The sequence below is a fragment of the Mycobacterium sp. KBS0706 genome (genome assembly GCF_005938675.2).
Taxonomy (GTDB): Bacteria; Pseudomonadota; Alphaproteobacteria; order DSM-16000; family Inquilinaceae; genus Inquilinus.
Map to the genome: position 1 here is coordinate 13663 of NZ_VCCH02000056.1, position 23731 is coordinate 37393.

Sequence of the window (23731 nt, forward strand, 5' to 3'; positions counted from 1 at the left end):
GACGATCCCGGCAGGGGCGTTCCTCCTAGCCTCGATCCCACAGAACTCCAGCATCCGAAGGCAGGGCATGACGGACACAGTGGTGAGCTCGGCGACCAAGGAGATCGCCATCGGGTTCGAGCGGCCCTTCGTCATCATCGGCGAACGGATCAACCCGACCGGCCGGAAGATCCTGGCCGAGGAGATGAAGAACGGCGACTACAGCCGGGTCCAGTCCGACGCACTGGCCCAGGTCGCGGCTGGGGCCCGGATGCTGGACGTCAATGCCGGCATCCCGCTGGCGGACGAGCCGCGCATCCTGGCCGAATGCGTCCAGCTGGTGCAGTCGATCACCGACGTGCCACTGTCGATCGACAGCTCGATCGTCGCGGCGCTGGAGGCCGGGCTGGCCGTCTACAAGGGCAAGGCCCTGGTCAATTCGGTGACCGGCGAGGACGAGCGGCTGGAGACGGTGCTGCCGCTGGTGAAGAAGTACGGCGCCGCGGTCGTCGCCATTTCCAACGACGAGACCGGCATTTCCGAGGATCCGGACGTCCGCTTCGCCGTTGCCAAGAAGATCGTCGAGCGGGCGCGCGACCACGGCATCTCCTACGCCGACATCGTGGTCGACCCGCTGGTGATGCCGATCGGCGCCATCAACACCGCCGGCCGACAGGTCTTCACCCTGGTCCGCCGCCTGCGCGAGGAGTTGAAGGTCAACACCACCTGTGGCGCGTCGAATGTCAGCTTCGGCATGCCGAACCGGCACGGGCTGAACGCCGCCTTCCTGAGCATGGCGATCGGCGCTGGCATGACCTCGGCGATCACCAATCCGCTGCATGCGGAGAGCCTCCAGGCAGTGCTGGGTGCCGACACGATGATGGGTCACGATCCGCACTGCGCCCGCTGGATCCGCCAGTACCGCGAGCCGGCTGCCGAAGGCGCCGAGGCCGCGGGCGCGCGGGGTGGCCGCGAAGGGCGCCGGCGGCGGGCGGCGCAGTGAATACGGCGATGCGGAGCCTCGGCCGGGGCGCCGCGAGGATGACGGGTTGGCGATGAACATGATCGATCCCGGGCAGCCGCCCGGCCCAGGGGCGTCAGGCTCGGCGGCGCAGACGGCGCTGGTCGTCTTCACCCCGTCCGGCCGGCGCGGCCGCTTCGCGCTCGGGACGCCACTCTTGCAGGCGGCGCGCTCGCTCGGTGTCGATGTCGACAGCGTCTGCGGCGGCCGGTCGATCTGCGGCCGCTGCCAGGTCGAGATCGGCGACGGCCAGTTCGCCAAGCACGGCATCGAATCCCGCGCCGGGCATGCCTCGGAGACCGGCGCGGCCGAGCTGCGTTACGCCGAGAAGCGCGGGCTGAAGCCGGGCCGCCGCCTGTCCTGCCAGACCCTGATCCAGGGCGACCTCGTCGTCGACGTGCCGCCCGAGAGTCAGGTGCACAAGCAAGTTGTCCGCAAGGATGCCGAGCACCGGGTCATCGAGGTCGATCCGCCGGTCAAGCTCTACTACGTCGAGGTGCGCGAGCCCGACATGCACGACCCCTCCGGCGATCTGCGCCGGCTGGAGGAGGCACTGGCCGAGCAATGGGGCATCACCGGCCTCGATTGTGATCTGCGAGTGGTGCAGCGGCTGCAGAAGGCTCTCCGAGAGGGCAACTGGACCTGCACCGTGGCGGTGCGCGAGCAGCGGGTGAAGCGCCTGCTGGCGGTCTGGCCGGGCTTCCGCGACAAGATCTATGGCCTGGCCTACGACATCGGCTCCACCACCATCGCCTGTCATCTCTGCGACATCGAGACCGGCGAGGTCGTCGCCTCCGGCGGCGCCATGAACCCGCAGATCCGCTTCGGCGAGGATCTGATGAGCCGGGTCAGCTACATCATGATGAACCCCGGCGGCGACAAGGCGCTGACCGAAGCTGTGCGGGAGGCGTTGAACGATCTCGCCAGCCGGGTCACCGCCCAGGCCGGGCTGGAGGTCGAGGACGTGCTGGAGGTGACGCTGGTCGGCAACCCGATCATGCATCACCTGGTGCTGGGCATCGACCCGATCGAGCTGGGTGGCGCCCCCTTCGCGCTGGCCACCGACCAGGCGATCAACATCTGGGCGACCGAGATCGACCTCAAGATCCACCCCAACGCCCGGGTCTATGTCCTGCCCTGCATCGCCGGCCATGTTGGCGCCGACACCGCGGCGGTGATCCTGTCGGAGGAGCCGCACAAGTCAGAGGACCTGCGGCTGATCGTCGATGTCGGCACCAATGCCGAGATCGTGCTCGGCAACAAGGACCGCCTGCTGGCCTGCTCCAGCCCCACCGGTCCCGCCTTCGAAGGGGCGCAGATCTCGTCGGGCCAGCGTGCTGCGCCGGGGGCGATCGAGCGGGTGCGGATCGACCGCGACACGCTGGAGCCGCGCTTCCGGGTGATCGGCAGCGAGCTGTGGTCGGACGAGGAGGGCTTTGCCCACAAGGTCCGCCGCACCGGTGTCACCGGCATCTGCGGCTCCGGCATCATCGAGGTGCTGGCCGAGATGTTCCTGGCCGGCATCATCACCCAGGACGGGGTGATCGACGGCGGGATGGCGGCGCGCAGCGACCGCATCGTCGCCGACGGCCGCACCTTCAGCTATGTCCTGCACCGCGACGGCGAGCGCGAGCTGCGCGTCACCCAGAACGACGTCCGCGCCATCCAGCTGGCCAAGGCCGCGCTCTATGCCGGCGTCCGCCTGCTGATGGACAAGCTCGGCGTCGACCATGTCGACCGCATCACCCTGGCGGGCGCCTTCGGCAGCCATATCGACGTCAAATACGCCATGGTGCTGGGGCTGATCCCGGATTGCGACCTGGCCAAGGTGGTGGCCGGTGGCAATGCCGCGGGCACCGGCGCCCGCATCGCCCTGGTCAGCCGCGCGGCCCGCGCCGAGATCGAGCAGGTGGTGCGCCGGGTCGAGAAGATCGAGACCGCCGTCGAGCCGATGTTCCAGCAGCATTTCGTGGAGGCGATGGCGCTGCCGCACAAGACGGCGGCATTCCCGAACCTGGCCGCCGTGGTCCAGCTGCCGGTCCCGAAGACGGCCGAGGGTGGTGACGGCGAAGGGGGCCGGCGCCGGCGTCGCCGCGGCTGAGGCCGGGGCCTCCGCTTACGCGCTGCGCCGGCCGATCCGGGCCAGCAGCACGACCGGCAGGATCCCGACCAGGACGATGGCGAGGGCGGCGATCGCCGCCTCCTCATAGGTGCCGCGCGCCGCTTCGCCATAAAGATGCGTCGCCAGCGTCTCGACATTGAGCGGCCGCAGCAGCAGGGTCGCCGGCAGTTCCTTCATGCAGTCGACGAACACCAGCAACCCGGCCGCCGCCAGCGCGGCCTTGGACAGCGGCAGGTGCACATGCCGGAAGGTTCCGGTGACGGTCTGGCCCAGGCTGCGTGATGCCTGGTCGAAGGATTGCGGAATCCGGCTAAACCCGGCCTCGATCGCGCCGGTCGAGATCGCCAGGAAGCGGGCGACATAGGCGTAGACCAGGGCCGCCCCGGACCCGATCAGCAGCAGCCCGGTGGAGAGGCCGAGCCAGGCGCTCGCGGCCCGGTCGATCACCTGGTCGAGGGCGGCGACCGGGACCAGGATGCCGATCGCGATCACCGTACCCGGCATGGCGTAGCCGAGGGTCGAAAGCCGCTGCAGCGCTGCCGCGGCCCGGCCGGGACGTGAGCGCGCGGTGTAGGCGACGATCACTCCGAACAGCAGCACGGCGATGGTCGCGATCGCCGACAGCGCCACCGTGTTGACCGCCTCGGACAGCAGGCGGTCGGAAACCCCGTTGAAGCGAAACCGCTGCCACGCCTCGACCGCGAGATACAGCGCCGGAGCGGCGAAGCCGATCAGCACCGGAACCAGGCCGATTGCCAGCGCCGCCAAGCCGGGCAGGGGGGCGAGCCGGTGCGGTGTGAAGCTGCGCGAGCGCTGCGGCGCAGTCGAGTATCGCTGCCGGCGGCGGGCCCAGCGCTCGATCATCACCAGGGCGACCACCAGGACCAGCATGGCCAGCGCGATCTGCGCCGCGCCGGGAAGGTCCGAGCGCGTCACCCAGGTGGTGTAGACCGAGATGGTCAGCGACCGGACCCCAAGGAACTCGGACGCGCCAATGTCATTCAGCGTCTCCATCAGCGCCAGGCTGACGCCGACCGCGATGGCCGGCCGCGCCAGCGGCAGGGCCACCCGCAGGAACACTTGGCGGCGCCGGGTGCCGAGCGTGCGCGAGACCTCGACCAGATTGGCCGCCTGGGTCAGGAACATCGCCCGGGTGGTGATGTAGACATAGGGGTACAGCACGAAGCCCAGCAGCACGATGCAGCCGGCCATCGACCGCATGTCGGGCAGCCGGAACTCGCGCGGGCTGGAATAGCCCAGCAGTGCCCTGATCGCGCCCTGCACCACGCCGAGCGGATGCAGGATGTCGAGATAGGCGTAGGCGATGATGTAGGTCGGCACCGCCAGCGGCAGCAGCAGCGCCCATTCGAGCTGCCGACGGCCCGGGAAGTCGTAGGCCGTGACCAGCCAGGCCGTCGAGGTGCCGATCACGGTCACCAGCAAGCCGACCCCGAGCAGCAGCGTGATCGTCTGGCCCAGCGCCGGCGGCAGCACATAGGCGAGGAGATGCGGCCACAGCCCGGTCGATCCCTGCAGCGCCTCCCAGGTCAAGGCGAGGACCGGCAGGGCCACCAGGGCGCCGATGATCGCCGCCGCCGACAGCCAGTGCCGCCCAGGCTGGCGCCTGGCGATGGTCAGGACAGGGGCCTGATGCGGAACGGCTTGAGTCATCGTCGGGAGACGCCGGGCGCTGGTGCGTCCGCGCCCGGATCCTTCATCAGCCGTCGAAACCGACCTTCTCGGCCAGCTCGCTCGCCTGCTTGCGGTGCTTGACGATCTCCGTCAGCGGCACGGAATCGACCTTCAGCTCGCCGAAGGAGGCGATGATCGGGTCGGCCTGGGCGCCAGCCTTCACCGGATACTCGAAATTGGCCTCGGCATAGATTTTCTGAGCCTCGTCGGACACCAGGTACTCAAGCAGCTTCACCGCCTCGGCCTTGTTCGGCGAGTGCTTGGCCAGGGCCGCGCCGCTGACATTCACCTGGGTGCCGCCATCCTTGAAGGTCGGCAGGATCACCTTGATCGCATTGCCCCAGGCGACCTGCTCCTCGCCGCCCTTGCCGGAGCGCATCAGCCCGACATAGTAGGAGTTGGCGATGCCGATGTCGCAGATGCCGCCGAGGATGTCCTTGGCCACGTCGCGGTCGCCGCCGCCGGCCTTGCGGGCCAGATTCGCCTTGACCCCGGTGAGCCAGGCCTCGGTCTTCTCGGCGCCGTAATGCGCGATGTAATCGGCGAACAGCGCCGTGTTGTAGGGGTGCTGGCCCGACCGGATGCAGATCTTGCCCTTCCATTTCGGGTCGGCCAGGTCCTCATAGGTGAAGGCCGTGAGGTCGAGGTCCTTGTGCGCGTACAGCACGCGGGCCCGCATCGACAGCGAGACCCAGTGGTTGTTCGGGTCGCGCAGCTGCGCCGGCACCGCGGCGGTCAGGACGTCCGACTGGATCGCCTGGGTCACGCCCTTGTCCACGAGATCGGCCAGGTTACCGGCGTCGACGGCCATCAGGAGGTCGGCGGGCGAACTCTGCCCCTCGGCGGCGACGCGCTCGGCGAGCCCGTCCTTCAGGAACACGGTGTTCACCTTGACACCGCTCTTGGCGGTGTAGGCGTCGAGCAGCGGCTGGATCAGCCCAGGCTCGCGCGTCGTGTAGATGTTGATGTCGGCCGCGGCGGTGCCGGCGAAGCCGACCATGGCGATGCCCGCGATGAGCGCGAGCCGGCGTGCGGAAACGTCCTTCATGATGCGCAAACCCCCTTCTGTTGTCCGATGCGGCTCGTTAGCTGCGATCGAGACGCATTTGCTTCATCATAGATGAATTCGCGCCGTCAAGCCGCCTGGTTACGTCGCGGCATTCGGCCTCACTCGGCAGCGAACACCAGCACGCCCGCGGGATCGACAGCCACGGCGACCGGTGCGCCCGGCTTCGCTTCGATCCGCTCGGTGGTGCGCAAACGCAGCAGGTCGGGAATCCCCTCCACCATGATCGAGATCTGCTCGATCTCACCCAGGAATGAGCAACTGATGATGCGCCCCGGCAAGCCCTCGCCCAGCTTCGCCAAGACCACGGCCTGCGGCCGGATGCAGGCCACCGCGGCGTTGCCCTCCGGCAGGCCGGGCGGGGCCGGGAAGGCGCCGACCGGTGTCTCCACCCGGCCTTCGCGCACGGTGCCGGCGATCCGGTTGAGCGAGCACAGGAACTCGGCGGCGTAGAGCGAATTGGGATGGTCGTAGATCTCGTAGCCGGTGCCGACTTGGACGATCCGCCCCTTCTGCATCAGCACCACCCGGTCGCCGGCCGACAGGGCTTCCTCGGGGTCATGCGTGACCATGATCGCCGTCGTGCCGAGGGTTCGCAGCGTCGCGATGGTCTCCTCCCGCACCTGTTCCCGCAGGCCGCGGTCTAGGTTCGAGAAGGGCTCGTCCATCAGCAGGATGACCGGCTTCGGCGCCAGCGCCCGCGCCAGGGCCACGCGCTGCTGCTCGCCGCCCGACAGGGTGTGCGGATAGCGGCCCGCCAGCGCCGCGATGCCGATGCGGCCGATCACCTCCGCCGCCCGGGCACGCGCGGCTTCCCGCGGCAGCCGCTTCAGGCCGAAGGCCACGTTCTCCTCGACTGTCAGATGCGGGAACAGCGCATAGTCCTGGAACATGAAGCCGATGTTGCGGTCTTCCGGCTCGACGAAGCCGTTCGGCCCCGCGATCTCGGCGCCGTCCAGCAGGATCCGGCCGCTGTCGGGGGCGTCGACTCCGGCGACGATGCGCAGCAGCGAGGACTTGCCGCAGCCCGAACGGCCGACCAGGCAGACGATCTCGCCAGGCGCGATCGACAGCGACACGTCGTCCAGCGCCCGGACGGTGCCGAAGCTCCGGCAGATGCGCTTCAGCGTCAGCATTCGGTCCGCACTCTGATCTCACCCGTTGGTCTCCGCCCTGCTTAGAGCAGACCCGGCGGCGATCCAACCGCGATCCGCCGGCGCGGTCCGTATTGGCGCGGGCGGCGCCGTTTGCTATTGCCACGCTTCTGCCGCATCCGTTTGGCGGCGAGGTGGATGTGAGGGCGGCCATGTTTCCCGAACGGCTTACCGAGGGCTATCGCGCCTTTCTCAGCGGCCGGTTCGCCGCGGAGCGCAACCGCTATGAGATGCTGGCGGAGGCCGGCCAGCGGCCGGAGATCATGGTCATCGGTTGCGTCGATTCACGGGTGTCGCCCGAGGTCATCTTCGACGCGGCGCCGGGCGAGCTGCTGGTGGTGCGCAACGTCGCCAACCTGGTGCCGCCCTACGAGCCCGATCGCGAGACCCAGCACGGCACCAGCGCCGCACTCGAGTTCGGGGTCCAGGCGCTGCGGGTGAAACACATCGTGGTGCTGGGCCACGCCCATTGCGGCGGCATCCGCGCCTTCGCCGACGAGCAGGAGCCGCTGTCGCCCGGCGACTTCATCGGCCGCTGGATGTCGCAGATCGCCCCGGCGGCTGCTAGCCTCGGGCCCCGCAAGCCGGCGGATGGCGACGACTACCTGCGCCGGCTGGAGTTTGCCTCGGTCGAGCTGAGCCTGCAGAACCTGATGACCTTCCCCTGCGTCTCGATCCTGGTCGGGCGTGGCAAGTTGCAGCTCCACGGCGCCTATTTCGGCGTCGCCTCCGGCCGCCTGCTGGTGCGCGATCCGGACACCGGCCGCTTCGAACCGGTGGCGGATGAGGAGCGCGGCGGGCTGTCGGCGATCCGCTGTCCCTGATGTCTACCGGGCCTGGGCGGCCCGCTGGCTCAGCCAGAGGCTGATGATCGCCACGAAGAAGCCGCCCAGTTGCAGCGGCGTCAGGTCCTGGTTCAGCAGGAGCCAGCCGACCGCGGTCGCGACCAGGGGGCTCAGCAATCCGAGAGACGCGATGGCGCTCGGCTCGATTCGCGCCAATCCTCGGAACCAGAAGATGTAGGTGAGGGCGCCACCGATCACGCTGAGCCAGGCGAAGCCGATCAGGTTGACCGTGGTCGGGATCGGCAGGGCCGGCTCCAGCAACAGCGCGGCCGGAATCAGGAGCAGGCCGCCGGCCGTGAGCTGCCACGCGGCGAAGGTCAGAGACGACACGGGCGGCTGCCAATGCCGCGACAGGACAGTGCCGCAGGCCAGCGAGAGGATACCGGCGAGGCCGGCGGCGATCCCCACGGGATCGAGCGCCGCTTTCGGTGTCAGCACGATCAGCGCGATGCCCGCCACGCCGCCGATGCCGGCAAGGACGGCAAGCGGCCGCACCGGCCGGCCCAGCACCAGACGCGCCAGCGCGATCACGATCAGCGGCTGGACCGCACCGAGCGTCGCGGCGACCCCTCCCGGCAGGCGATAGGCCGAGATGAACAGCATCGCCCAGAAGACTGAGAAGTTGAGAGCACCGAGGATGAAGGTGCGGCCCCACCAGATGCCGTTCGGCAGCGTCCGGACGAAAGCCAGGAGCAGGAGCCCGGCCGGCAGGGCGCGCAGCATCGCCACCGTCAGCGGATAGCCCTGCGGCAGGAGCGCGGTGGTGACGTAATAGGTGGTGCCCCAGATGGCCGGCGCGATGGCGGTGGTCAGGATCGCCGCCACCTGGCCGGTATTTGCCTTCGCATCCTGGGCTGCAGGGATGGTCGTCACGGGCGCCTCGCGCGAAGTCCGAGGCCCACCGCCTCTTCTCGCCGATCAGGTAGCGTCTTCACCATCAGAAGATAATAAGGCGTATGGTGGCGACACTCGCTACCAGAAGTGAATGATATGGACCATATGGTCGCGCTGCGGGTGTTCCGGACCGTGGTCGAGGCGGGCAACTTCGCCCATGCTGCCAAGGCGTTGCGGCTTTCCCCCGCCGCCATCAGCAAGAACATCGGCGAGCTGGAACTGCACGTGCAGGCCCGGCTCCTGAACCGCACCACGCGCCGGATGAGCCTGACCGAGGCCGGCACGATCTACTACCAGCAGGTCCGCCGCATCCTCGACGACATCGAGGATGCCGACCGGTCGCTCGGCGCCCTGCAGAACACGCCGAGCGGCCTGCTGCGCGTGACCGCGCCGGTCTCGCTGACGCTGCTGACGCTGACGCCGATGATTCCGGCCTTCCTGGCCCGGCATCCGGAGCTGTCGCTGGACCTCAACCTGGACGACCGCCGGGTCGATATCGTGAAGGAGGGCTACGACGTCGCCATCCGCGGCAGCGACCGGCTGGAGGAATCGAGCCTGGTGGCGCGGAAGCTGCTGGCACTCGACCATGTCGTGTGCGCCTCGCCGGACTACTTCCATCGGCAAGGACGGCCGCAGCGGCCGGAGGATCTCCGCGATCACGACTGCGTCCAGTTCACCCTGTCAGGCCATGCCGACGAATGGGAGTTCCGGCGGGGCGGCGAGGCCGTCCGGGTTCCGGTCGACGGCCGCTACAAGGTGGGGTCCGGCCTTGCGGTGCGGGACGCGCTGCGCGCCGGCTTCGGCCTCAGCCTCGCGCCCCGCCGCTACGTGGCGGACGACCTCGCTCGCGGCACCCTCGCGACCGCACTGGACGACTGGTCCAAGGTCGAGACCTCGATCTATGCCGTCTACCCGTCCCGGCGATACCTGGTGCCGAAGGTCCGGGCCTTCGTCGATTTCGTCGTCGACGCATTTGCCAAGGCCTGAGCCCGAACCTCAACTGTGGCTAGGACCCTGAACCCACGGACGACACGCAGCGTTCCGTCGCCGTCAGTGGCCGCCGCCGGCCTCGCGTTCGGCCAGGATCGATTCGCTGGTCGCCACCAGCACCGACAGCGCCACGCCCTCGGCCGCCAGCCCGACCTCCGGCAGCGCCGGGAAGGTCGGGGCGATGCGGATGTTGCGGTCGTCCGGATCGCGGCCATAGGGGAAGGTGGCGCCCGCCGCGACCATCGCCACCCCGGCCTCCTGCGCCAGGGCCACGGTCCGGCGGGCGCTGCCGCGCCGCACGTCCAGGCTGATGAAGTAGCCTCCCTCGGGCTCGGTCCAGCGGGCAACGCCGGTGCCGCCGAGATGCTCGGTGAACACCGCCTGCACACGCTCGAACTTCGGCACGATGATCTGCCGGTGCCGCTCCATCAGCGCGGCGATACCGGCTTCGTCGCGCAGCAGCCGGACATGGCGCAGCTGGTTCAGCTTGTCCGGCCCGATCGACTGGCGGCCCAGATGCTTCCGCGCCCAGTCCAGGTTGGCGGCCGAGCTCGCGAACAGGGCCAGTCCGGCGCCGGCGAAGGTGATCTTCGAGGTCGAGCCGAAAACGAAGGGCCGGTTGCCGTGCCCATGCCGAGCGCAGGCCTCCAGGATGTTGGCCAGCTCATGCGGCCGGTCGGTCAGGTGATGTACCGCATAGGCGTTGTCCCAGAACAGCCGGAAATCGGGGGCCGCGGTGCGCATCGCCGCCAGCCGCTCCACTGTCTCGGGCGAACAGGTCTCGGCCGTCGGGTTGCTGTATTTCGGCACGCTCCACAGGCCCTTGACCGATGGGTCCGCGGTCACCAGCCGCTCGACCACATCCATGTCAGGGCCCTGTCCGGTCAGCGGCACCGGCACCATGCGGATGCCGAAGCCCTCGCTGATGGCGAAATGACGGTCGTAGCCGGGGACCGGGCACAGGAAGGTGATCGGGCCCTGGGCCGCCCAGGGCTTATCGCCGTCCGGCACGCCGTGCAGCAGCGCGAAGGCGATGATGTCGTGCATCAAAGTCAGGCTGGAGTTGCCGCCGACCAGCACCTGATCGGCCGTCGCGCCCAGCATCGGTGCGAACAGCGCCCGTGCTTCCGGCAGGCCGCGGACATCGCCGAGATAGTTGCGGCAGTCGCCGCCGTCGGCCGACCGGAACCCGTCCGCCCCGGGCAGGGACAAGAGCGCGTTCGACAGGTCCAATTGCTCCGGCGACGGCTTGCCGCGCGAGCTGTCCAGCTTCAGCCCGCGGGCGCGGAAGGCGGCATGCCGGTCCCCCGCCTGCCGCCGGAAGGCGCGGAGGTCGTCTGTCATCAGGGTGTCGAGGCGCTGCATGGCCGTCTCCGGGGCGCGGTCGTGGCGGAACGAGGAGAGGCTAACGGCGCCAAGGCCGCTGGGGCCAGAGCGGAGCCATGCGGCAGCGGCGGCTCTGGATTGTCGGGGCCGCGATCACCGGCCTCCGCAGCATCCATCCCGTTTGGGACGGGACGCCTGCCGGAAGGCGTCCCTAGAATCGGTGCTCATGGCAGGGCCTGCCTCCCGAGGCGATGTCATGGCCCGCCGCAATCCGAGATGTAGGAGGGATCATGGCAAACGTGACGGGAACGTCCGTGGGTGATTTCATCCATCGGGCCGGCGACGGCAGGACGGGTGGGGGAAATCCGGTGACCGGCGTGACCACCGGTGCCGATACCATCTCCGGCGCCGAAGGAAACGACCTGATCTACGGCGACGACGGCAACGATACGATTTCGGGCGGCAGTGGCGACGACATCCTCTATGGCGGCCAGGGAGCCGACGCCCTGATCGGCGGCGTCGGCTACGACATCTTCCGGTTCGAAGCGGCGTCCGAGGTCACCGGCCTGGCCGAGTCCTTCGATGGCGGGGCCGACCACGACCGGCTGGATTTCGGCAGCGCCTTCGGCGTCATCGATCTCAGCCTCGCGACCATCGTCAACATCGAGGAGCTGAACGTCTCCGGCGCCGGCAACAACACCATCACCCTGACCGCGGCCCAGCTCGGCGCCTTTTCGACGATCAGTGCCGGATTCGGCCAGGACATCCTGATCCTGTCGGCGGCGGGCACCGCCGATCTGACCGGCGCCTCGATCTCCGGCATCGACGAGATCCGTGGCTCGGCCGGCAACGACGTGATCGCCTTGGCCGGCGTCAGCAACGGCCAGACCGTGAACGGCGCGGCCGGCAACGACACGATCACTGGCGGCACCGGCGCCGACGTGCTCGATGGCGGCGCGGGCAAGGACCTGCTGACCGGTGGCGGCGGCGCCGATCGCTTCGTGTTGTCCGTCATCGGCGACAGCCCGGCCTCCGCCAACCGCGACGTGATCACGGGCTTCTCGCAGGTGGAGGGGGATCGGATCGACCTCTCGCGGATCGATGCCAGCACGGCCGTCGTCGGCGATCAGGCCTTCAGCTTCATCGGCACCGGCCTCTATACGGGCGTCGCCGGACAGCTGCGCTACAGCCAGACCGGGAGCGCCACAGTGGTCGCCGGGGACGTGAACGGCGATGGCGTATCGGACTTCCATGTCGAGATCAGCGGCACCTTCGTCCTTGGCGCGATCGACTTCGTGCTCTGACGGGAGCTGCCCCGGCAGGCCTTCACTGGAGCCGCGAGAGCAGCGCCACCAGCTCGGCCTGCCGGGTCGTCTCGGTCTTGTGCAGCACCGCCTTCAGATGGTTGCGGACGGTGCCGCGTCCGATGCCGAGATGGTCGGCGATGGCGCCGGGCGACAGGCCTACGGCCAGCAGGGCGGCAACGCCGCTCTCGGTCGGGGTCAGCCCGAAGGCGTCGCGGACCGGCCGCGGCAGCGGCGGCGCCATCACCGGATGCCGCCGGGCATCGACCAGGACGGCGAGGGCGGCGGTCGCCGCGAAGACATCGCGGCCGGCGCCGATATTCGGCAGCGCCAGCAGCAGCGGGCGGGATGCCGGATCCGTGCTGGTCAGACGGACGAGGCCGGGTTGGCCGAGCGTCGTCGCCGCGGTGACGATCCGGTTCACGCCCGGCTGCTCGTCGGCGAAGCAGGCGGTCAGGCGCCCGGCGGCCAGCCGGACGGCGTGGCCCAGCATGCCCTCGGCGACCGCGTTCATGCGCAGGACCCGGCCCTGCCGGTCGAGATGGAAGACGCCTTCGCCGCGGCGCTGGAAGATCTGCGCCTGGTCCTCGGCCCGGGTCTCGGCCATCGCCGGCGCGATCAACGCCGCCGCGCGCAGCCGCGGCAGGACATGGTCCAGCGCCGCGATCTCCTCGCCCTGATACGGGTCCCGCATCGGCGAGCGCTTCAGGCTCAGGAACACGCCGTCGCCCGGGGTGCCGGCGATCAGGGTGCAGGCGTGCCAGCGCAGGCCACGCGGGCGCAGGAACTCCGCATAGAACGGGTCCCGCTCGATCTCCTCCGTCGCGAAATGGTCGAAGTCGGTCTTGAAACCCTCATCCAGCGTCATGACCACGCGCCGGGTGCGGGGATCCGGCGGATGCAGACCGGCATTGTATTCGGCGACCGGGGCCGCGATCGACCGGGTCGGCAGCACGATGTCCCTGGACCCCGGCTGCGTCCGCACCAAGGTGGCGCCGGCGGCCTCGGCGGCGAGGGCGAGATCGAGCAGCGGCTCGTCCCAGGGGGCGCCGATCAGCGCCCCCTCCATCACTCCTTCGACCGCACGATGCACCGCGTCGAACCGAAGCATCCCTGAGGCCCCAGCCGTGCCGACCGTTCAGGGAGAATTTACACCAAACCGGGCCGAGCGTGGCCCGCGCCGATCATCGATGAAGGGCGCGCCGCAACCGGCAGCAGCCAGCGGGTGCTCCCTTCGGTCAGCCGGCGGCCTTCGCCTCCTTGCTCAGCAGGTTGCGCTCGAGCTGGCTGCGCAGGTCGTCATCGGCGAAATAGGACAGGTTCTGCTCGCGGATCTTGGCGCCCTCCTCGTCATAGAGGAAGGGCAGGGTGCAGTACCGCGTGCCCTTGGTCACCGGCAGCGCCTCGTGCAGCAGCGAGCACGAGAACACCACCGCCCCGCCGGTCGGCGCCTTGTAGCTGTGGCGGTCGTATTCCGGGAAGCGCAACTCGCCGCCCTCGAACTCATCGGCGTTCAGGTTGATGGTGACGGCGAAGCGGCGATGCGCCGTGCCCTTGGTGGTGTTGTCGCGATGGGCGCGGAAATAGCCGCCCTCGCCGGAATCATAGCAGGCGACGATGTAGCGCTCGATCCGGGTGGCATTGAACTGGAAGACCTTCTTGATCTCCGGCACCAGGCGCCGCTCGATCCGGGCCTTCATGCCCAGGCGCAGCGGCTCGTCCTCGATCGTCGCATCCTTGCGTTTCTTGTGCGCATGGTCGACCGCGGCGGCGGTGCGGCCGTCCGGCAGCGACTGCATGAAGCCGCTCTCCTCGCCTCCGACCTTCTTGTAGTAGTCGATCAGGGCGCGGCAGAACTCCGGCTCGAACAGATAAGGCACCGTCAGCACCGGCGCGCCAGGCGTGGCCGTGCCCAGCCGGGTCAGCGGCGGCAGCCGGCTGACGAAGTCCGTCAGCTGCTTGGCATGCTCCACGCCGTCCTCGATCGGGAAGCGGGCGAGCACGCGCAGGCCGGGCGACAGCACGTAGCTGAATTTCCGCTGGTCGACGCCGTAGGAGGCAGCGATCTTGCGATCGAAATCATAGAAGTGGCGCAGACCGGGGACGCGGGTCGGCAGCCGTCCCGGCTGGGCATCGTCCTTGTCCTGGCTGACGCCGAAGAAGGCGGCATGGCCGTCGTTGAACGGCCCGACCTCGGCCGCGATCGCCGACAACAGCCGTGCCGACTGCGCGTCGCCGGCCGAGCCGAAGAAGCTGAGGACGACGTAGCGCCCGGCCACCGTATCGAAACGGAAATCCGGCCGCTGCGGCGTCGGGACCACGAAGAGCGGAACGGGATCGCCGGGCTCCAGCAGACGGGGCATTCAATCCTCCACGAAAATACAGTCCAGTTGAGAGCTGCTCGCATAATACAGCAGGATTATGGCCGCCGTCGTGTCCGATGTCACATGTCGCGCTGACGTTGCTGCATGGCGAATCCGGGCGGCGTGCCTCCACGCCCGCCGTGCCACGGTTGAGCGTCGGGAGTCGCCCGAAATCGAGACGAGGTCAGGATGAGCCGCAGCCGCACCACGCCCCGCCGACGCCGTGATGGTGCGGGCGGCCTCCACCAGCGTCCCTGGCAGCTGGTCGAGAACCCGATGCCGCCGGTCGAGGTGCTGCGCCCGGACCAGATCGAGCGCATTCACGACGCCTCGCTGACCATCCTGGAAGAGATCGGGATGGATTTCCTGCACGACGAAGCGATCGAGATCCTGCGCCGCGCCGGCGCCGAGACCACGCCGGGCAGCCGCCGCGTGCGATTCGACCGGGGCCTGGTGCTGGAGGCGGTGGCGAAGGCGCCCTCCGCCTACACCTTCCACGCCCGCAATCCGGAGCGGGACGTCCGGATCGGTGGCCGCTCGATCGTCTTCGCCTCGGTCGGCTCCGCCCCGAACGTCTCCGACATCGAGGGCGGGCGCCGGATCGGCAACTATCGCGACTACTGCAATCTGCTGCGCCTCGGCCAGTCGCTCAACGCGATGCATATCTTCGGCGGCTATCCGGTCGAGCCGGTCGACCTGCATCCGTCCACCCGGCACCTCGACGCGCTGCGCGCCTTCGTCACCTTGTCGGACAAGCCGTTCCACGCCTATGCGCTGGGTCGGGTGCGGATGCGCGACGGCATCGAGATCGCCCGCATCGCCCGCGGGGTCGGCCGTGAGCAGTTGCAGCGCGAGCCCAGTCTGTTCACGGTGGTCAACACCTCGTCGCCTCTGCGGCTGGACGGGCCGATGATCGAGGGCTTGATCGAGATGGCGAAGGCGGGGCAGATCGTCACCGTCACGCCCTTCACCCTGGCCGGCGCAATGGCCCCGGCGACTCTGGCAGGGGCGCTGGCGCAGCAGAACGCCGAGGCGCTGGCGACCATCGCCCTGATCCAGCTGGTCAAGCCGGGCGCGCCGGTGATGTATGGCGGCTTCACCTCGAATGTCGACATGAAGTCGGGGGCGCCGGCCTTCGGCACGCCGGAATATGCCAAGGCTGCGCTGGCCGGCGGCCAGCTGGCGCGGCGCTACGGCCTGCCCTACCGCTCCTCCAACGCCAACGCCTCGAACGCGGTCGACGTACAGGCGACCTATGAAAGCATGGTGTCGCTGTGGGCGGCGGTGCAGGGCCACGCCAACATGATCATGCACAGCCTCGGCTGGCTCGAAGGCGGCCTGCGCGCCAGCTTCGAGAAGATGATCATCGATGCCGAGCTGGTGCAGACGATGACCGAGTTCCTGCAGCCGATCGTGGTCGACGACGACACGCTCGGCCTCGACGCCATCCGCGAGGTCGGGCCGGGCGGCCATTTCTTCGGCTGCCAGCACACCCTGGCGCGGTACGAGACAGCCTTCTACGCGCCGCTGCTGTCCGACTGGCGCAATTTCGAGAGCTGGCAGGAGGCCGGGGCACCGGATGCCACCCAGCGGGCGCATCAGCTGTACAAGCGCATCCTCGCCGAGTTCGAGCCGCCGCCGCTCGACCCCGCCATCGCCGAGGAGCTCGACGCCTTCGTGGCGAAGCGCAAGGAGGAGGGCGGGGTGCCGAGCGATTAGGCGCTGCCGATCAATATCCCCGTCAGGAACACCAGCACGCCGCCGACCACGACCTGGAAGGCGGAAGACAGGAGCGGTGTGTCCATGAAGCGGTGGCGGATCCAGGAGATTACCGCCAGCTCGACCGCCACCACGGCGACGGCGATGCCGGTGGCGACGCGGAAATCCGGGATCAGGTAGGGCAAGGTGTGGCCCAGGCCGCCCAGCGCGGTCATGCCGCCGCAGACCAGGCCGCGCAGCCAGGGGCGGCCACGGCCGGTCAGGCTGCCGTCATCCGACAGCGCCTCGGCGAAGCCCATGCTGATGCCGGCGCCGATCGAGGCGGCGAGGCCGACCAGAAAGGTGTCGAGGCTGTCATGGGTGGCGAAGGCCGCGGCGAACAGCGGGGCGAGGGTGGAGACCGACCCGTCCATCAGCCCGGCCAGTCCCGGCTGCACGATCTGCAGCACGAACAGCCGGCGCTCGTCCTCGCCCTCGCGCGCCTGCACCTTGGCCGGGACGTGCTTCTCCCCCAGCTGCCCGGCGACATGCTCGTGCCGCCGCTCCTCCGCCGCCAGGTCGCCCAGCAGCTGGCGGATCGAGGCGTCGGTGGCACGGCTGGCGGCGCGCTCGTAGAAGCGCCGGGTCTCCGCCTCCATTGCCTCGGCCTGCTTGCGCACCGTGTCCAGCGATAGCGGCCGGGCCAGCCAGACCGGTCGGCGGCGGATGAAGCCGCGGACGACATGGCGGTTGATCAGCGGGATGTGGTCGCCGAAGCGCCCCTTGTAGAGCTCGAGCAGCCGGTGGCGATGCCCGTCCTCCTCCCGCGACATGCCGCGGAACACGGCAGCCGAGGACGGGAAGTCGGCGGCCAGGCCCTCGGCGAAATCGCCATAGATCCGCGCATCCTCCTCCTCCAGCGCGATCGCCAGCGCCAGCAGCTCCCGCTCGGTCAGCTCCGAGAAATCCTTCATCGCCGTCTCCGCTTCGCCCACCTTCCGCTTCTCCGCTGGGCAGCGGGCAAAGGCAATGACGAACGACTCGCAGCGCGGCGAGGCCGGGCGAGCCGGTGTCGCAGGGGAGATATAAATTCATAACGATGTCCTTATATTTAGATGGAGTTCGCATCAGCCCGGCGGTACCGTCGCTCTGCGCCCGCCGCGGTTTCCAGGAAGGTCCGGCCATGTCCAGCACCCGTTTCCACGATCTCCTCGCCGCCAAGCCGATCCTGTTCGCCGATGGCGGCATGGGCACCGGCCTGTTCGCCCAAGGGCTGGAGACGGGCGACAGCCCGGAGCTGTGGAACATCGAGCGGCCGGAGCGGGTGCAGGTGGTGCATCGCGGCTTCGTCGAGGCCGGCTCCGACATCATCCTGACCAACACCTTCGGCGGCAATGCGCGGCGGCTGGCGCTGCACAGCGCCCAGGGCCGGGTGCGCGAGTTGAACGTCGCCGGCGCCCGCATCGCCCGGGCGGTGGCCGAGGAGTTCGACCGGCCGGTGATCATCGCCGGCTCGATGGGGCCGACCGGCGACATCTTCCAGCCGGTCGGCGCGCTCAGCTACGAGGAGGGCGTCGCCGCCTTCGCCGAGCAGGCCGAGGCCTTGGCCGAGGGCGGTGTCGACGTGCTGTGGATCGAGACCATCTCGGCGGCGGAGGAGATCCAGGCGGCGATCGAGGGCGCGTCGCGCACCGGCCTGCCGATCGTCTCGACCATGACCTTCGACACCAACGGCCGCACCATGATGGGGCTGACGCCGGAGGCGGCGATCACCCATGGCCGCAACTGCGCCTGCCGGCCCAGCGCCTTCGGCGCCAATTGCGGCATCGGCCCGGCTCAGCTGCTGGACAGCATCCTCGGCCTGGTGCGCGCGTCGGAGACCGGTGACATCATCGTCGCCAAGGGCAATTGCGGTATCCCGCAGTATCGCGAGGGCGCCATCGTCTATGACGGCACGCCGCAGATCATGGCCGATTACGCCGTGCTGGCGCGCGACGCCGGCGCACGGATCATCGGCGGCTGCTGCGGCACGACGCCGGAGCATATCCGGGCCATGGTCGCCGCGGTGAGCGGCACCGAACGCGGCCCGGTGCCGGATGTCGAGACGGTCGAGCGGCTGCTCGGTCCGATCAAGACCCAGTCCGGCCGTCCGATCGAAGGCGGCGGTGAGCGCGAGGGCCGCCGGCGCCGCCGGGCCTGATCCTCAGCGTCCCGGAGGATCCGCGGAAGCGCCACCGACCCGCTCCAGGGTCTGGATATGCCTGCCCAGCAGCGCGGCGGCCTGGTCGACGGCGCCGCGCCGCAGCGCATCCAGGATCTGCCGGTGGTCCTGGTTCGAGCGCGGCTGCCAGCCGGCCGACCGGGTCGCAGCGAAGGTGAAGCGGGAATTGGCCAGCTGCAGCTCGGCCAGCATCGCCATCAGTCGCGGCATCCGGCAGGCTGCCACCAGCTCGCGATGGAAGCTGCGGTTCGCTGCCTCCCATTCGGCGAAGGACTGCGCCCGGTCGCCCGCCGCGACGGCCTCGTCGATCCGTTCGATCTGCAGCGGCGTCAGCCGGCGGGCGGCATGGCGCAGCGCCAGCACCTCCAGCGCCGCCCGGATCTCCACGACCTCGCGCATCGACCGCTCGTCCAGCGGCGCCACGCGCATGCCGCGCCGCGGCTCGCTGACCGCCAGCCCCTGGGCCTGCAGGCGCTGGAAGGCCTCGCGGACGGGCACATGGCTCGATCCGAACTCATGGGCGATGTGGTCCTGGCGCAGCGGCGCATCCGGCGCCAACTCGCCGGTCACGATCCGCTCCGCCAGGCTCCGGGCGATCCGGTCGGCGACGGTCTGCTGGGAAGTATCAGTGCTTGGCATTTCGGATCATAGATTATCTACTGACTAAACCAGTGCGTGCTGCGGATCTGAGCTCTAAACTCCGCCGAGTCGCAACAATCATAGATCAATCCAAGAAATTATCTATGATCTTGAGGGGTCAGTCATGAGTTCTCCCGTCGAAGCATCCTCGTCCGCACCCGCCCTGGCCGGCTGGCGCGTTCCCGGCGCCATCATCGGCGGCAGCCTGCTGATGGCGCTCAGCGGCCAGATCCAGATCCCGTTCTGGCCGGTGCCGATGACCATGCAGGTTTGCGCCACCCTCCTCCTGGCCGGGCTGGTCGGCGGTCGGCTGGCGGCGGCGATGGTCGCAGCGTTTCTGGCGGAAGCCGCGGTCGGCCTGCCGGTCCTGGCCGGCGGCAGCGGCGGGTTGGCGTCGCTGGTCGGTCCGACCGGCGGCTATCTGCTCGGCTTCGTCGTCGCCGCCTTCCTGGCCGGCGAGTGGATCTGGCGCCGCCCGGGCGGGATGGTCGCCACCGCTGTCCCGATGCTGGTCGGGCTCGGTGTGATTTATCTCCTCGGCTGCCTCTGGCTGGCGCAGTTCACCGGCTGGTCGGCCGTGATCCCAACCGGCGTCGCACCATTCCTGATCGGCGACGCGCTGAAGGTGCTGCTGGCCGCCGCGGTGACCGTCGCCCTGCGCCGCGTCCGGCGGGCCGCGTGACGGCGACTGACGCCAGCTCCGGTTCCAGGCCCGCGATCCGGTTCGACTGGACGCGGGCCGAGGCCGAGGCGCTGTACGGCCTGCCGTTTCCGGAGCTGCTGCACCGGGCCCAGATCGTCCATCGCACGAGCTTCGATCCGGCGGCGATCGAGACCGCCAGCCTCCTCAGCATCAAGACCGGCGGCTGCCCGGAGGATTGCGGCTACTGCTCGCAGAGCGTCCGCTACGACACCGGGGTCAGGGCGACGCGGCTGATGGAGGCCAGGGCGGTGGTGGAGCGGGCGGCCCAGGCCAAGGCCGCCGGGGCCGGGCGCTTCTGCATGGGCGCGGCCTGGCGCAGCCCGAAGGACCGCGACCTCGACCGGGTCTGCGAGATGGTGGCGGGGGTCAAGGCGCTCGGGATGTCGACCTGCGTCACCCTCGGCATGCTGACCCGGTCACAGGCCGACCGGCTGAAGGCGGCGGGGCTCGACTACTACAGCCACAACGTCGACACCTCGCCGGAATTCTACGGCCGGATCATCACCACAAGAACGCTGCAGGACCGGCTGGAGACGCTGGAGCATGTGCGCGCCGCCGGCATCAAGGTGTGCTGCGGCGGCATCGTCGGCATGGGCGAGACGGTCGACGACCGGCTGGGCCTGCTGCTGCTGCTGGCCAGGATGGATCCGCATCCGGAGAGCGTGCCGATGAACCTGTGGAACGAGGTGGCGGGGACGCCGGTGATGGAGACGGCGGAGAAGCCCGACCCGATCGGCTTCGTCCGGCTGGTCGCGGTGGCGCGGATCCTGATGCCGCGCAGCGTGGTCCGGCTCTCCGCCGGTCGGCAATATATGAGCGACGAGCTGCAGGCGCTGTGCGTCCTGGCCGGCGCCAATTCGATCTTCCTCGGCGACGTGCTGCTGACCACGGCCAATCCGGGGCTCGATCGCGATGCCCGGCTGCTGGACAAGCTCGGGCTCAGGGCGGTGACCGGAGGGCTGGCGCCGGCCTGACTCTTATCGCGGCCACGCCGCCATCGGTTGGACGGATTCGACGATATGGACGCCGAGCTCCGCCCAGCGGGCGAAGGCCTCCTCGGCCTGCGGGGTGAAGTCGAGCGCCGGGATCGGCCGGCCATCGGCGTCCAGCTCGACCACTGCCGACATGCAATCGCGCAGGACGTAGATCCGGCCCGGCAGCCCCGGATCGAGAATCCGCATTCGGGCCAGCAGGTCGTCGACCGACCAGTGTACGCAATGGCTGGAGGCCTGGCCGGCGATCACGATCCGGTCGGCGCGCAACAGTTCCAGCAGCGCCGTATCATTCAGCGGCTTCACCAGCCGCCCGCCGTCCCAGCGGTCCGGCACCTCCGGCGCGAAGGCGGAATAGCTCTCGCTCCAGGGATCGTCGCCCTTGATGATGACTGGCGTGGGCGCGTTGCGCAGCATGGCGTGGAACAGCCAGGCCTCCTGGACCAGCCCCGGCATGGCGTGGCCCTCCGACCCGATCAGGCAGTGGTCGGGCCAGATGATCAGGGCGTTGCGGCCCTGCCGTGCCAGGCTGCGGACATAGTGCAGCAGCTGCCGCTCGACCCAGGCCGCGCCTTCTGCCGCGGCATTGGCGGGCAGCAGCGCCAGCACGCCCGGGCTCGGCCGCAGCATGTCGCCGGCCAGCATCTCCTCGGTGATCACCGTGAAGGGCTCGGGGGCGCGACCGTCGGTGTCGATCCAGAACGAACGGTGAAAGATCTGCAGCGGCGTGTGGGTGTCGAAGGTCGGGACGATCCGGTCGAGGGCGCCGAGGTTGCGGTGGATGAAGGCGGCGATCCTCGCCGTGTCCTCGACCGCGCCGCGCCCGGTCCGGCCGCCGACATAGAGCGCGCCCTCCGGCAGGCAGAAATCGCGCTGCAGGTCGATCAGAAGCAGGTCGGTCCGTCCCCCTCCGGCCGTCTTGACCTCGCCGCGCCAGCGCTCGGCCGCGGTGCGCAAGGCTTTGAGATCGGGCCGATACGACCAGTCTCCGGCCTGGGCCGGATCGAAGAAGGGAGGGAGTGTCGCGCTCATGCCGGCCCCAGTGCTGCCGCGACAGATTAGTCAGCGGGGCAGGGCCATGGAAAGGCCGTCCGTCCATCCCCCAATCGTCGGGGATTGCTGTCCTAGCGCCCGTTTCGCCACCTTGAACGGCAAATGCGGACGTCGATCGGCCCGGGATGCGGCATGCCGACAGGGGTCAGCGTTGGCAGCGGCGGCGAGGCCCAGGGCGACACCCTGTTCGGCGTCGAGAACGTCTCCGGCAGCCAGGGCAGCGACAGCCTCTACGGCAACGCTGGCGCCAATGTGCTGCAGGGATGGAACGGCAACGACCTGCTCGTCGGCCGGGCCGGCAAGGACACGCTCACCGGCGGCGCTGGGACGGACCGCTTCCAGTACACTGCCCTCGGCGACAGCGTGATCGGGGCCAATGCCGACCGGATCACCGATTTCAGCCACGCCCAGGGCGACCGCATCGACCTGTCGGGCATCGACGCCGGCATCGGCGCGGCCGGCAACCAGGCCTTCCGTTTCCTCGGCACCGGCGCCTACACCCACCATGCCGGTGAGCTGCACTATTTCCACAGCGGCTCGGACACCGTCCTTTCCGGCGACGTCAATGGCGACGGCGTCTCCGATTTCAACATCGTCCTCTCCGGCCGCCTGACCCTGGTCGCCGGGGACTTCACGCTGTAGCGGAAACGCGACGGGCCGGCCTCCAGGAGGCCGGCCCGCATCCATGACAGCAGGTTCTTCTTACTGGAACAGGCTGGAGACCGACTTCTCCTCGGCGATGCGCAGGATCGCCTCGGCCATCAGGGGGGCGATGGTGAGCTGGCGGACATTATGGCTCAGCCGCACCGCCTCGGTGGCCAGGATGCTGTCGGTCGTCACCATCTCCTTGATCGGCGAGGCGCCGACGCGGGCGACGGCGCCGCCCGACAGCACGCCGTGGCTGATATAGGCGTAGACCTCGGAGGCGCCGCGCTCCATCAGGGCGACGGCGGCGTTGCACAGGGTGCCGGCGCTGTCGGCGATGTCGTCGATCAGGATGCAGCGGCGGCCGTCGATGTCGCCGATCACGTTCATCACCTCGGACACGCCGGCCTTTTCGCGCCGCTTGTCGATGATGGCGAGGTCGGCGTCCAGGCGCTGCGCCACCTGCCGGGCGCGGACCACGCCGCCGACATCGGGCGAGACGATGACCAGGTTGTCGCTGGAGAAGCGGCTGCGGATATCCTTCACAAACACCGGCGCGGCCACCAGGTTGTCCAGCGGGATGTCGAAGAAGCCCTGGATCTGGCCGGCATGCAGATCGAGGGTCAGCACCCGGTCGGCGCCGGCGCGGGTGATCAGGTTTGCCACCAGCTTGGCCGAGATCGGCGTGCGCGGGCCGGTCTTGCGGTCCTGCCGGGCATAGCCGTAATAGGGCATCACCGCGGTGATCCGGCGGGCCGAGCCGCGGCGCAGCGCGTCGATGGTGACCAGCATCTCCATCAGATTGTCATTCGCCGGGAAGCTGGTCGGCTGGATCACGAACACGTCCTCGCCGCGGACGTTCTCGAGGATCTCGACGAAGACCTCCATGTCGGCGAAGCGCCGCATCGGTGCCTTGGTCAGCGGGATTTGCAAATAGGCAGCGATCGCCTCGCAGAGCGGGCGATTGCTGTTGCAGGCGATGATTTTCATAGGGAGCGGCTCGGTGGTCTCGGGCGGTGGCCGG

General features: G+C 69.4%; 21 protein-coding genes. 10 read left to right on the forward strand and 11 right to left on the reverse strand.

The features are described 5' to 3' along the window. Positions 1 to 67: 67 nt before the first annotated feature. Positions 68 to 982, forward strand: coding sequence for a methyltetrahydrofolate cobalamin methyltransferase (locus FFK22_RS26250; RefSeq protein ID WP_138887763.1), 915 nt, complete (start codon positions 68 to 70; stop codon positions 980 to 982). Beyond that, entirely contained in the window at positions 945 to 3101 is a 2157-nt protein-coding gene (locus FFK22_RS26255; RefSeq protein ID WP_221938864.1) for an ASKHA domain-containing protein, read from the forward strand. The genes FFK22_RS26250 and FFK22_RS26255 overlap by 38 nt, the downstream gene beginning before the upstream one ends. A gap of 15 nt (positions 3102 to 3116) precedes the next feature. On the opposite strand, the gene FFK22_RS26260 is transcribed toward FFK22_RS26255, so the two are convergent. The 3 genes from FFK22_RS26260 to FFK22_RS26270 all read right to left on the reverse strand — a co-directional run bounded on the left by FFK22_RS26260 (position 3117) and on the right by FFK22_RS26270 (position 7016). Beyond that, positions 3117 to 4793, reverse strand: a complete 1677-nt coding sequence (locus tag FFK22_RS26260; RefSeq protein WP_138887762.1) for an iron ABC transporter permease — start codon at positions 4791 to 4793, stop codon at positions 3117 to 3119. 46 nt (positions 4794 to 4839) lie between these two features. Beyond that, on the reverse strand, positions 4840 to 5862 hold the full coding sequence (locus tag FFK22_RS26265) for a Fe(3+) ABC transporter substrate-binding protein (protein WP_186002656.1): 1023 nt from the start codon (positions 5860 to 5862) through the stop codon (positions 4840 to 4842). A gap of 119 nt (positions 5863 to 5981) precedes the next feature. Next, positions 5982 to 7016 carry an ABC transporter ATP-binding protein gene (locus tag FFK22_RS26270; protein WP_138887761.1) on the reverse strand — a complete coding sequence of 345 codons (1035 nt, stop codon included), beginning with the start codon at positions 7014 to 7016 and terminating at the stop codon, positions 5982 to 5984. 170 nt (positions 7017 to 7186) lie between these two features. Between FFK22_RS26270 and FFK22_RS26275 the strand changes: the two genes are divergently transcribed. Next, the gene (locus FFK22_RS26275; RefSeq protein WP_138887760.1) at positions 7187 to 7858 is read left to right on the forward strand and encodes a carbonic anhydrase; all 672 of its coding nucleotides are present in this window, start codon (positions 7187 to 7189) and stop codon (positions 7856 to 7858) included. A 3-nt stretch (positions 7859 to 7861) separates the two neighbouring features. On the opposite strand, the gene FFK22_RS26280 is transcribed toward FFK22_RS26275, so the two are convergent. Further along, positions 7862 to 8752 carry an EamA family transporter gene (locus FFK22_RS26280; protein WP_306770171.1) on the reverse strand — a complete coding sequence of 297 codons (891 nt, stop codon included), beginning with the start codon at positions 8750 to 8752 and terminating at the stop codon, positions 7862 to 7864. Between the two features lie 117 nt (positions 8753 to 8869). Between FFK22_RS26280 and FFK22_RS26285 the strand changes: the two genes are divergently transcribed. Then, positions 8870 to 9760, forward strand: a complete 891-nt coding sequence (locus FFK22_RS26285; protein WP_138887759.1) for a LysR family transcriptional regulator — start codon at positions 8870 to 8872, stop codon at positions 9758 to 9760. A 63-nt stretch (positions 9761 to 9823) separates the two neighbouring features. Here FFK22_RS26285 and FFK22_RS26290 read toward each other — a convergent pair whose 3' ends face one another. Beyond that, entirely contained in the window at positions 9824 to 11128 is a 1305-nt protein-coding gene (locus tag FFK22_RS26290; RefSeq protein ID WP_138887758.1) for an aminotransferase class I/II-fold pyridoxal phosphate-dependent enzyme, read from the reverse strand. Positions 11129 to 11403: 275 nt separating this feature from the next. Between FFK22_RS26290 and FFK22_RS26295 the strand changes: the two genes are divergently transcribed. Beyond that, entirely contained in the window at positions 11404 to 12393 is a 990-nt protein-coding gene (locus FFK22_RS26295; protein ID WP_306770172.1) for a calcium-binding protein, read from the forward strand. Between the two features lie 22 nt (positions 12394 to 12415). On the opposite strand, the gene FFK22_RS26300 is transcribed toward FFK22_RS26295, so the two are convergent. Both FFK22_RS26300 and FFK22_RS26305 read right to left on the reverse strand, forming a co-directional pair. Then, the gene (locus FFK22_RS26300; RefSeq protein WP_138887756.1) at positions 12416 to 13504 is read right to left on the reverse strand and encodes a helix-turn-helix transcriptional regulator; all 1089 of its coding nucleotides are present in this window, start codon (positions 13502 to 13504) and stop codon (positions 12416 to 12418) included. Positions 13505 to 13631: 127 nt separating this feature from the next. Next, positions 13632 to 14756, reverse strand: coding sequence for a 2OG-Fe(II) oxygenase (locus FFK22_RS26305; protein WP_138887755.1), 1125 nt, complete (start codon positions 14754 to 14756; stop codon positions 13632 to 13634). Between the two features lie 189 nt (positions 14757 to 14945). On the opposite strand from FFK22_RS26305, the gene FFK22_RS26310 reads away from it, so the two are divergent. Beyond that, positions 14946 to 16475, forward strand: coding sequence for a trimethylamine methyltransferase family protein (locus FFK22_RS26310; protein ID WP_138887754.1), 1530 nt, complete (start codon positions 14946 to 14948; stop codon positions 16473 to 16475). Here FFK22_RS26310 and mbfA read toward each other — a convergent pair. Next, positions 16472 to 17428 carry an iron exporter MbfA gene (gene mbfA, locus FFK22_RS26315; RefSeq protein ID WP_138887753.1) on the reverse strand — a complete coding sequence of 319 codons (957 nt, stop codon included), beginning with the start codon at positions 17426 to 17428 and terminating at the stop codon, positions 16472 to 16474. The genes FFK22_RS26310 and mbfA overlap by 4 nt on opposite strands. 209 nt (positions 17429 to 17637) lie before the next feature. Between mbfA and bmt the strand changes: the two genes are divergently transcribed. Then, positions 17638 to 18654, forward strand: a complete 1017-nt coding sequence (gene bmt, locus FFK22_RS26320; RefSeq protein WP_138887752.1) for a betaine--homocysteine S-methyltransferase — start codon at positions 17638 to 17640, stop codon at positions 18652 to 18654. Positions 18655 to 18657: 3 nt separating this feature from the next. On the opposite strand, the gene FFK22_RS26325 is transcribed toward bmt, so the two are convergent. After that, positions 18658 to 19314, reverse strand: coding sequence for a GntR family transcriptional regulator (locus FFK22_RS26325; protein ID WP_138887751.1), 657 nt, complete (start codon positions 19312 to 19314; stop codon positions 18658 to 18660). A 124-nt stretch (positions 19315 to 19438) separates the two neighbouring features. Between FFK22_RS26325 and FFK22_RS26330 the strand changes: the two genes are divergently transcribed. Both FFK22_RS26330 and bioB read left to right on the forward strand, forming a co-directional pair. Further along, a complete protein-coding gene (locus FFK22_RS26330; RefSeq protein WP_138887750.1) occupies positions 19439 to 19996 on the forward strand; it encodes a biotin transporter BioY in 558 nt (185 codons plus the stop codon). Further along, positions 19993 to 20991 (forward strand): biotin synthase BioB, encoded by a 999-nt coding sequence (gene bioB / locus FFK22_RS26335; RefSeq protein ID WP_138887749.1) that lies wholly within the window; start codon positions 19993 to 19995, stop codon positions 20989 to 20991. The genes FFK22_RS26330 and bioB overlap by 4 nt, the downstream gene beginning before the upstream one ends. Before the next feature lie 3 nt (positions 20992 to 20994). On the opposite strand, the gene FFK22_RS26340 is transcribed toward bioB, so the two are convergent. Further along, positions 20995 to 22041, reverse strand: a complete 1047-nt coding sequence (locus FFK22_RS26340) for a nicotinamidase (protein ID WP_138887748.1) — start codon at positions 22039 to 22041, stop codon at positions 20995 to 20997. A gap of 153 nt (positions 22042 to 22194) precedes the next feature. On the opposite strand from FFK22_RS26340, the gene FFK22_RS26345 reads away from it, so the two are divergent. Beyond that, the gene (locus FFK22_RS26345; protein ID WP_186002657.1) at positions 22195 to 22704 is read left to right on the forward strand and encodes a type I secretion C-terminal target domain-containing protein; all 510 of its coding nucleotides are present in this window, start codon (positions 22195 to 22197) and stop codon (positions 22702 to 22704) included. 60 nt (positions 22705 to 22764) lie between these two features. Here the strand turns inward: FFK22_RS26345 and FFK22_RS26350 are convergent, their stop codons facing one another. Further along, positions 22765 to 23697 (reverse strand): ribose-phosphate pyrophosphokinase, encoded by a 933-nt coding sequence (locus tag FFK22_RS26350; protein ID WP_138887746.1) that lies wholly within the window; start codon positions 23695 to 23697, stop codon positions 22765 to 22767. Positions 23698 to 23731: the final 34 nt, after the last annotated feature.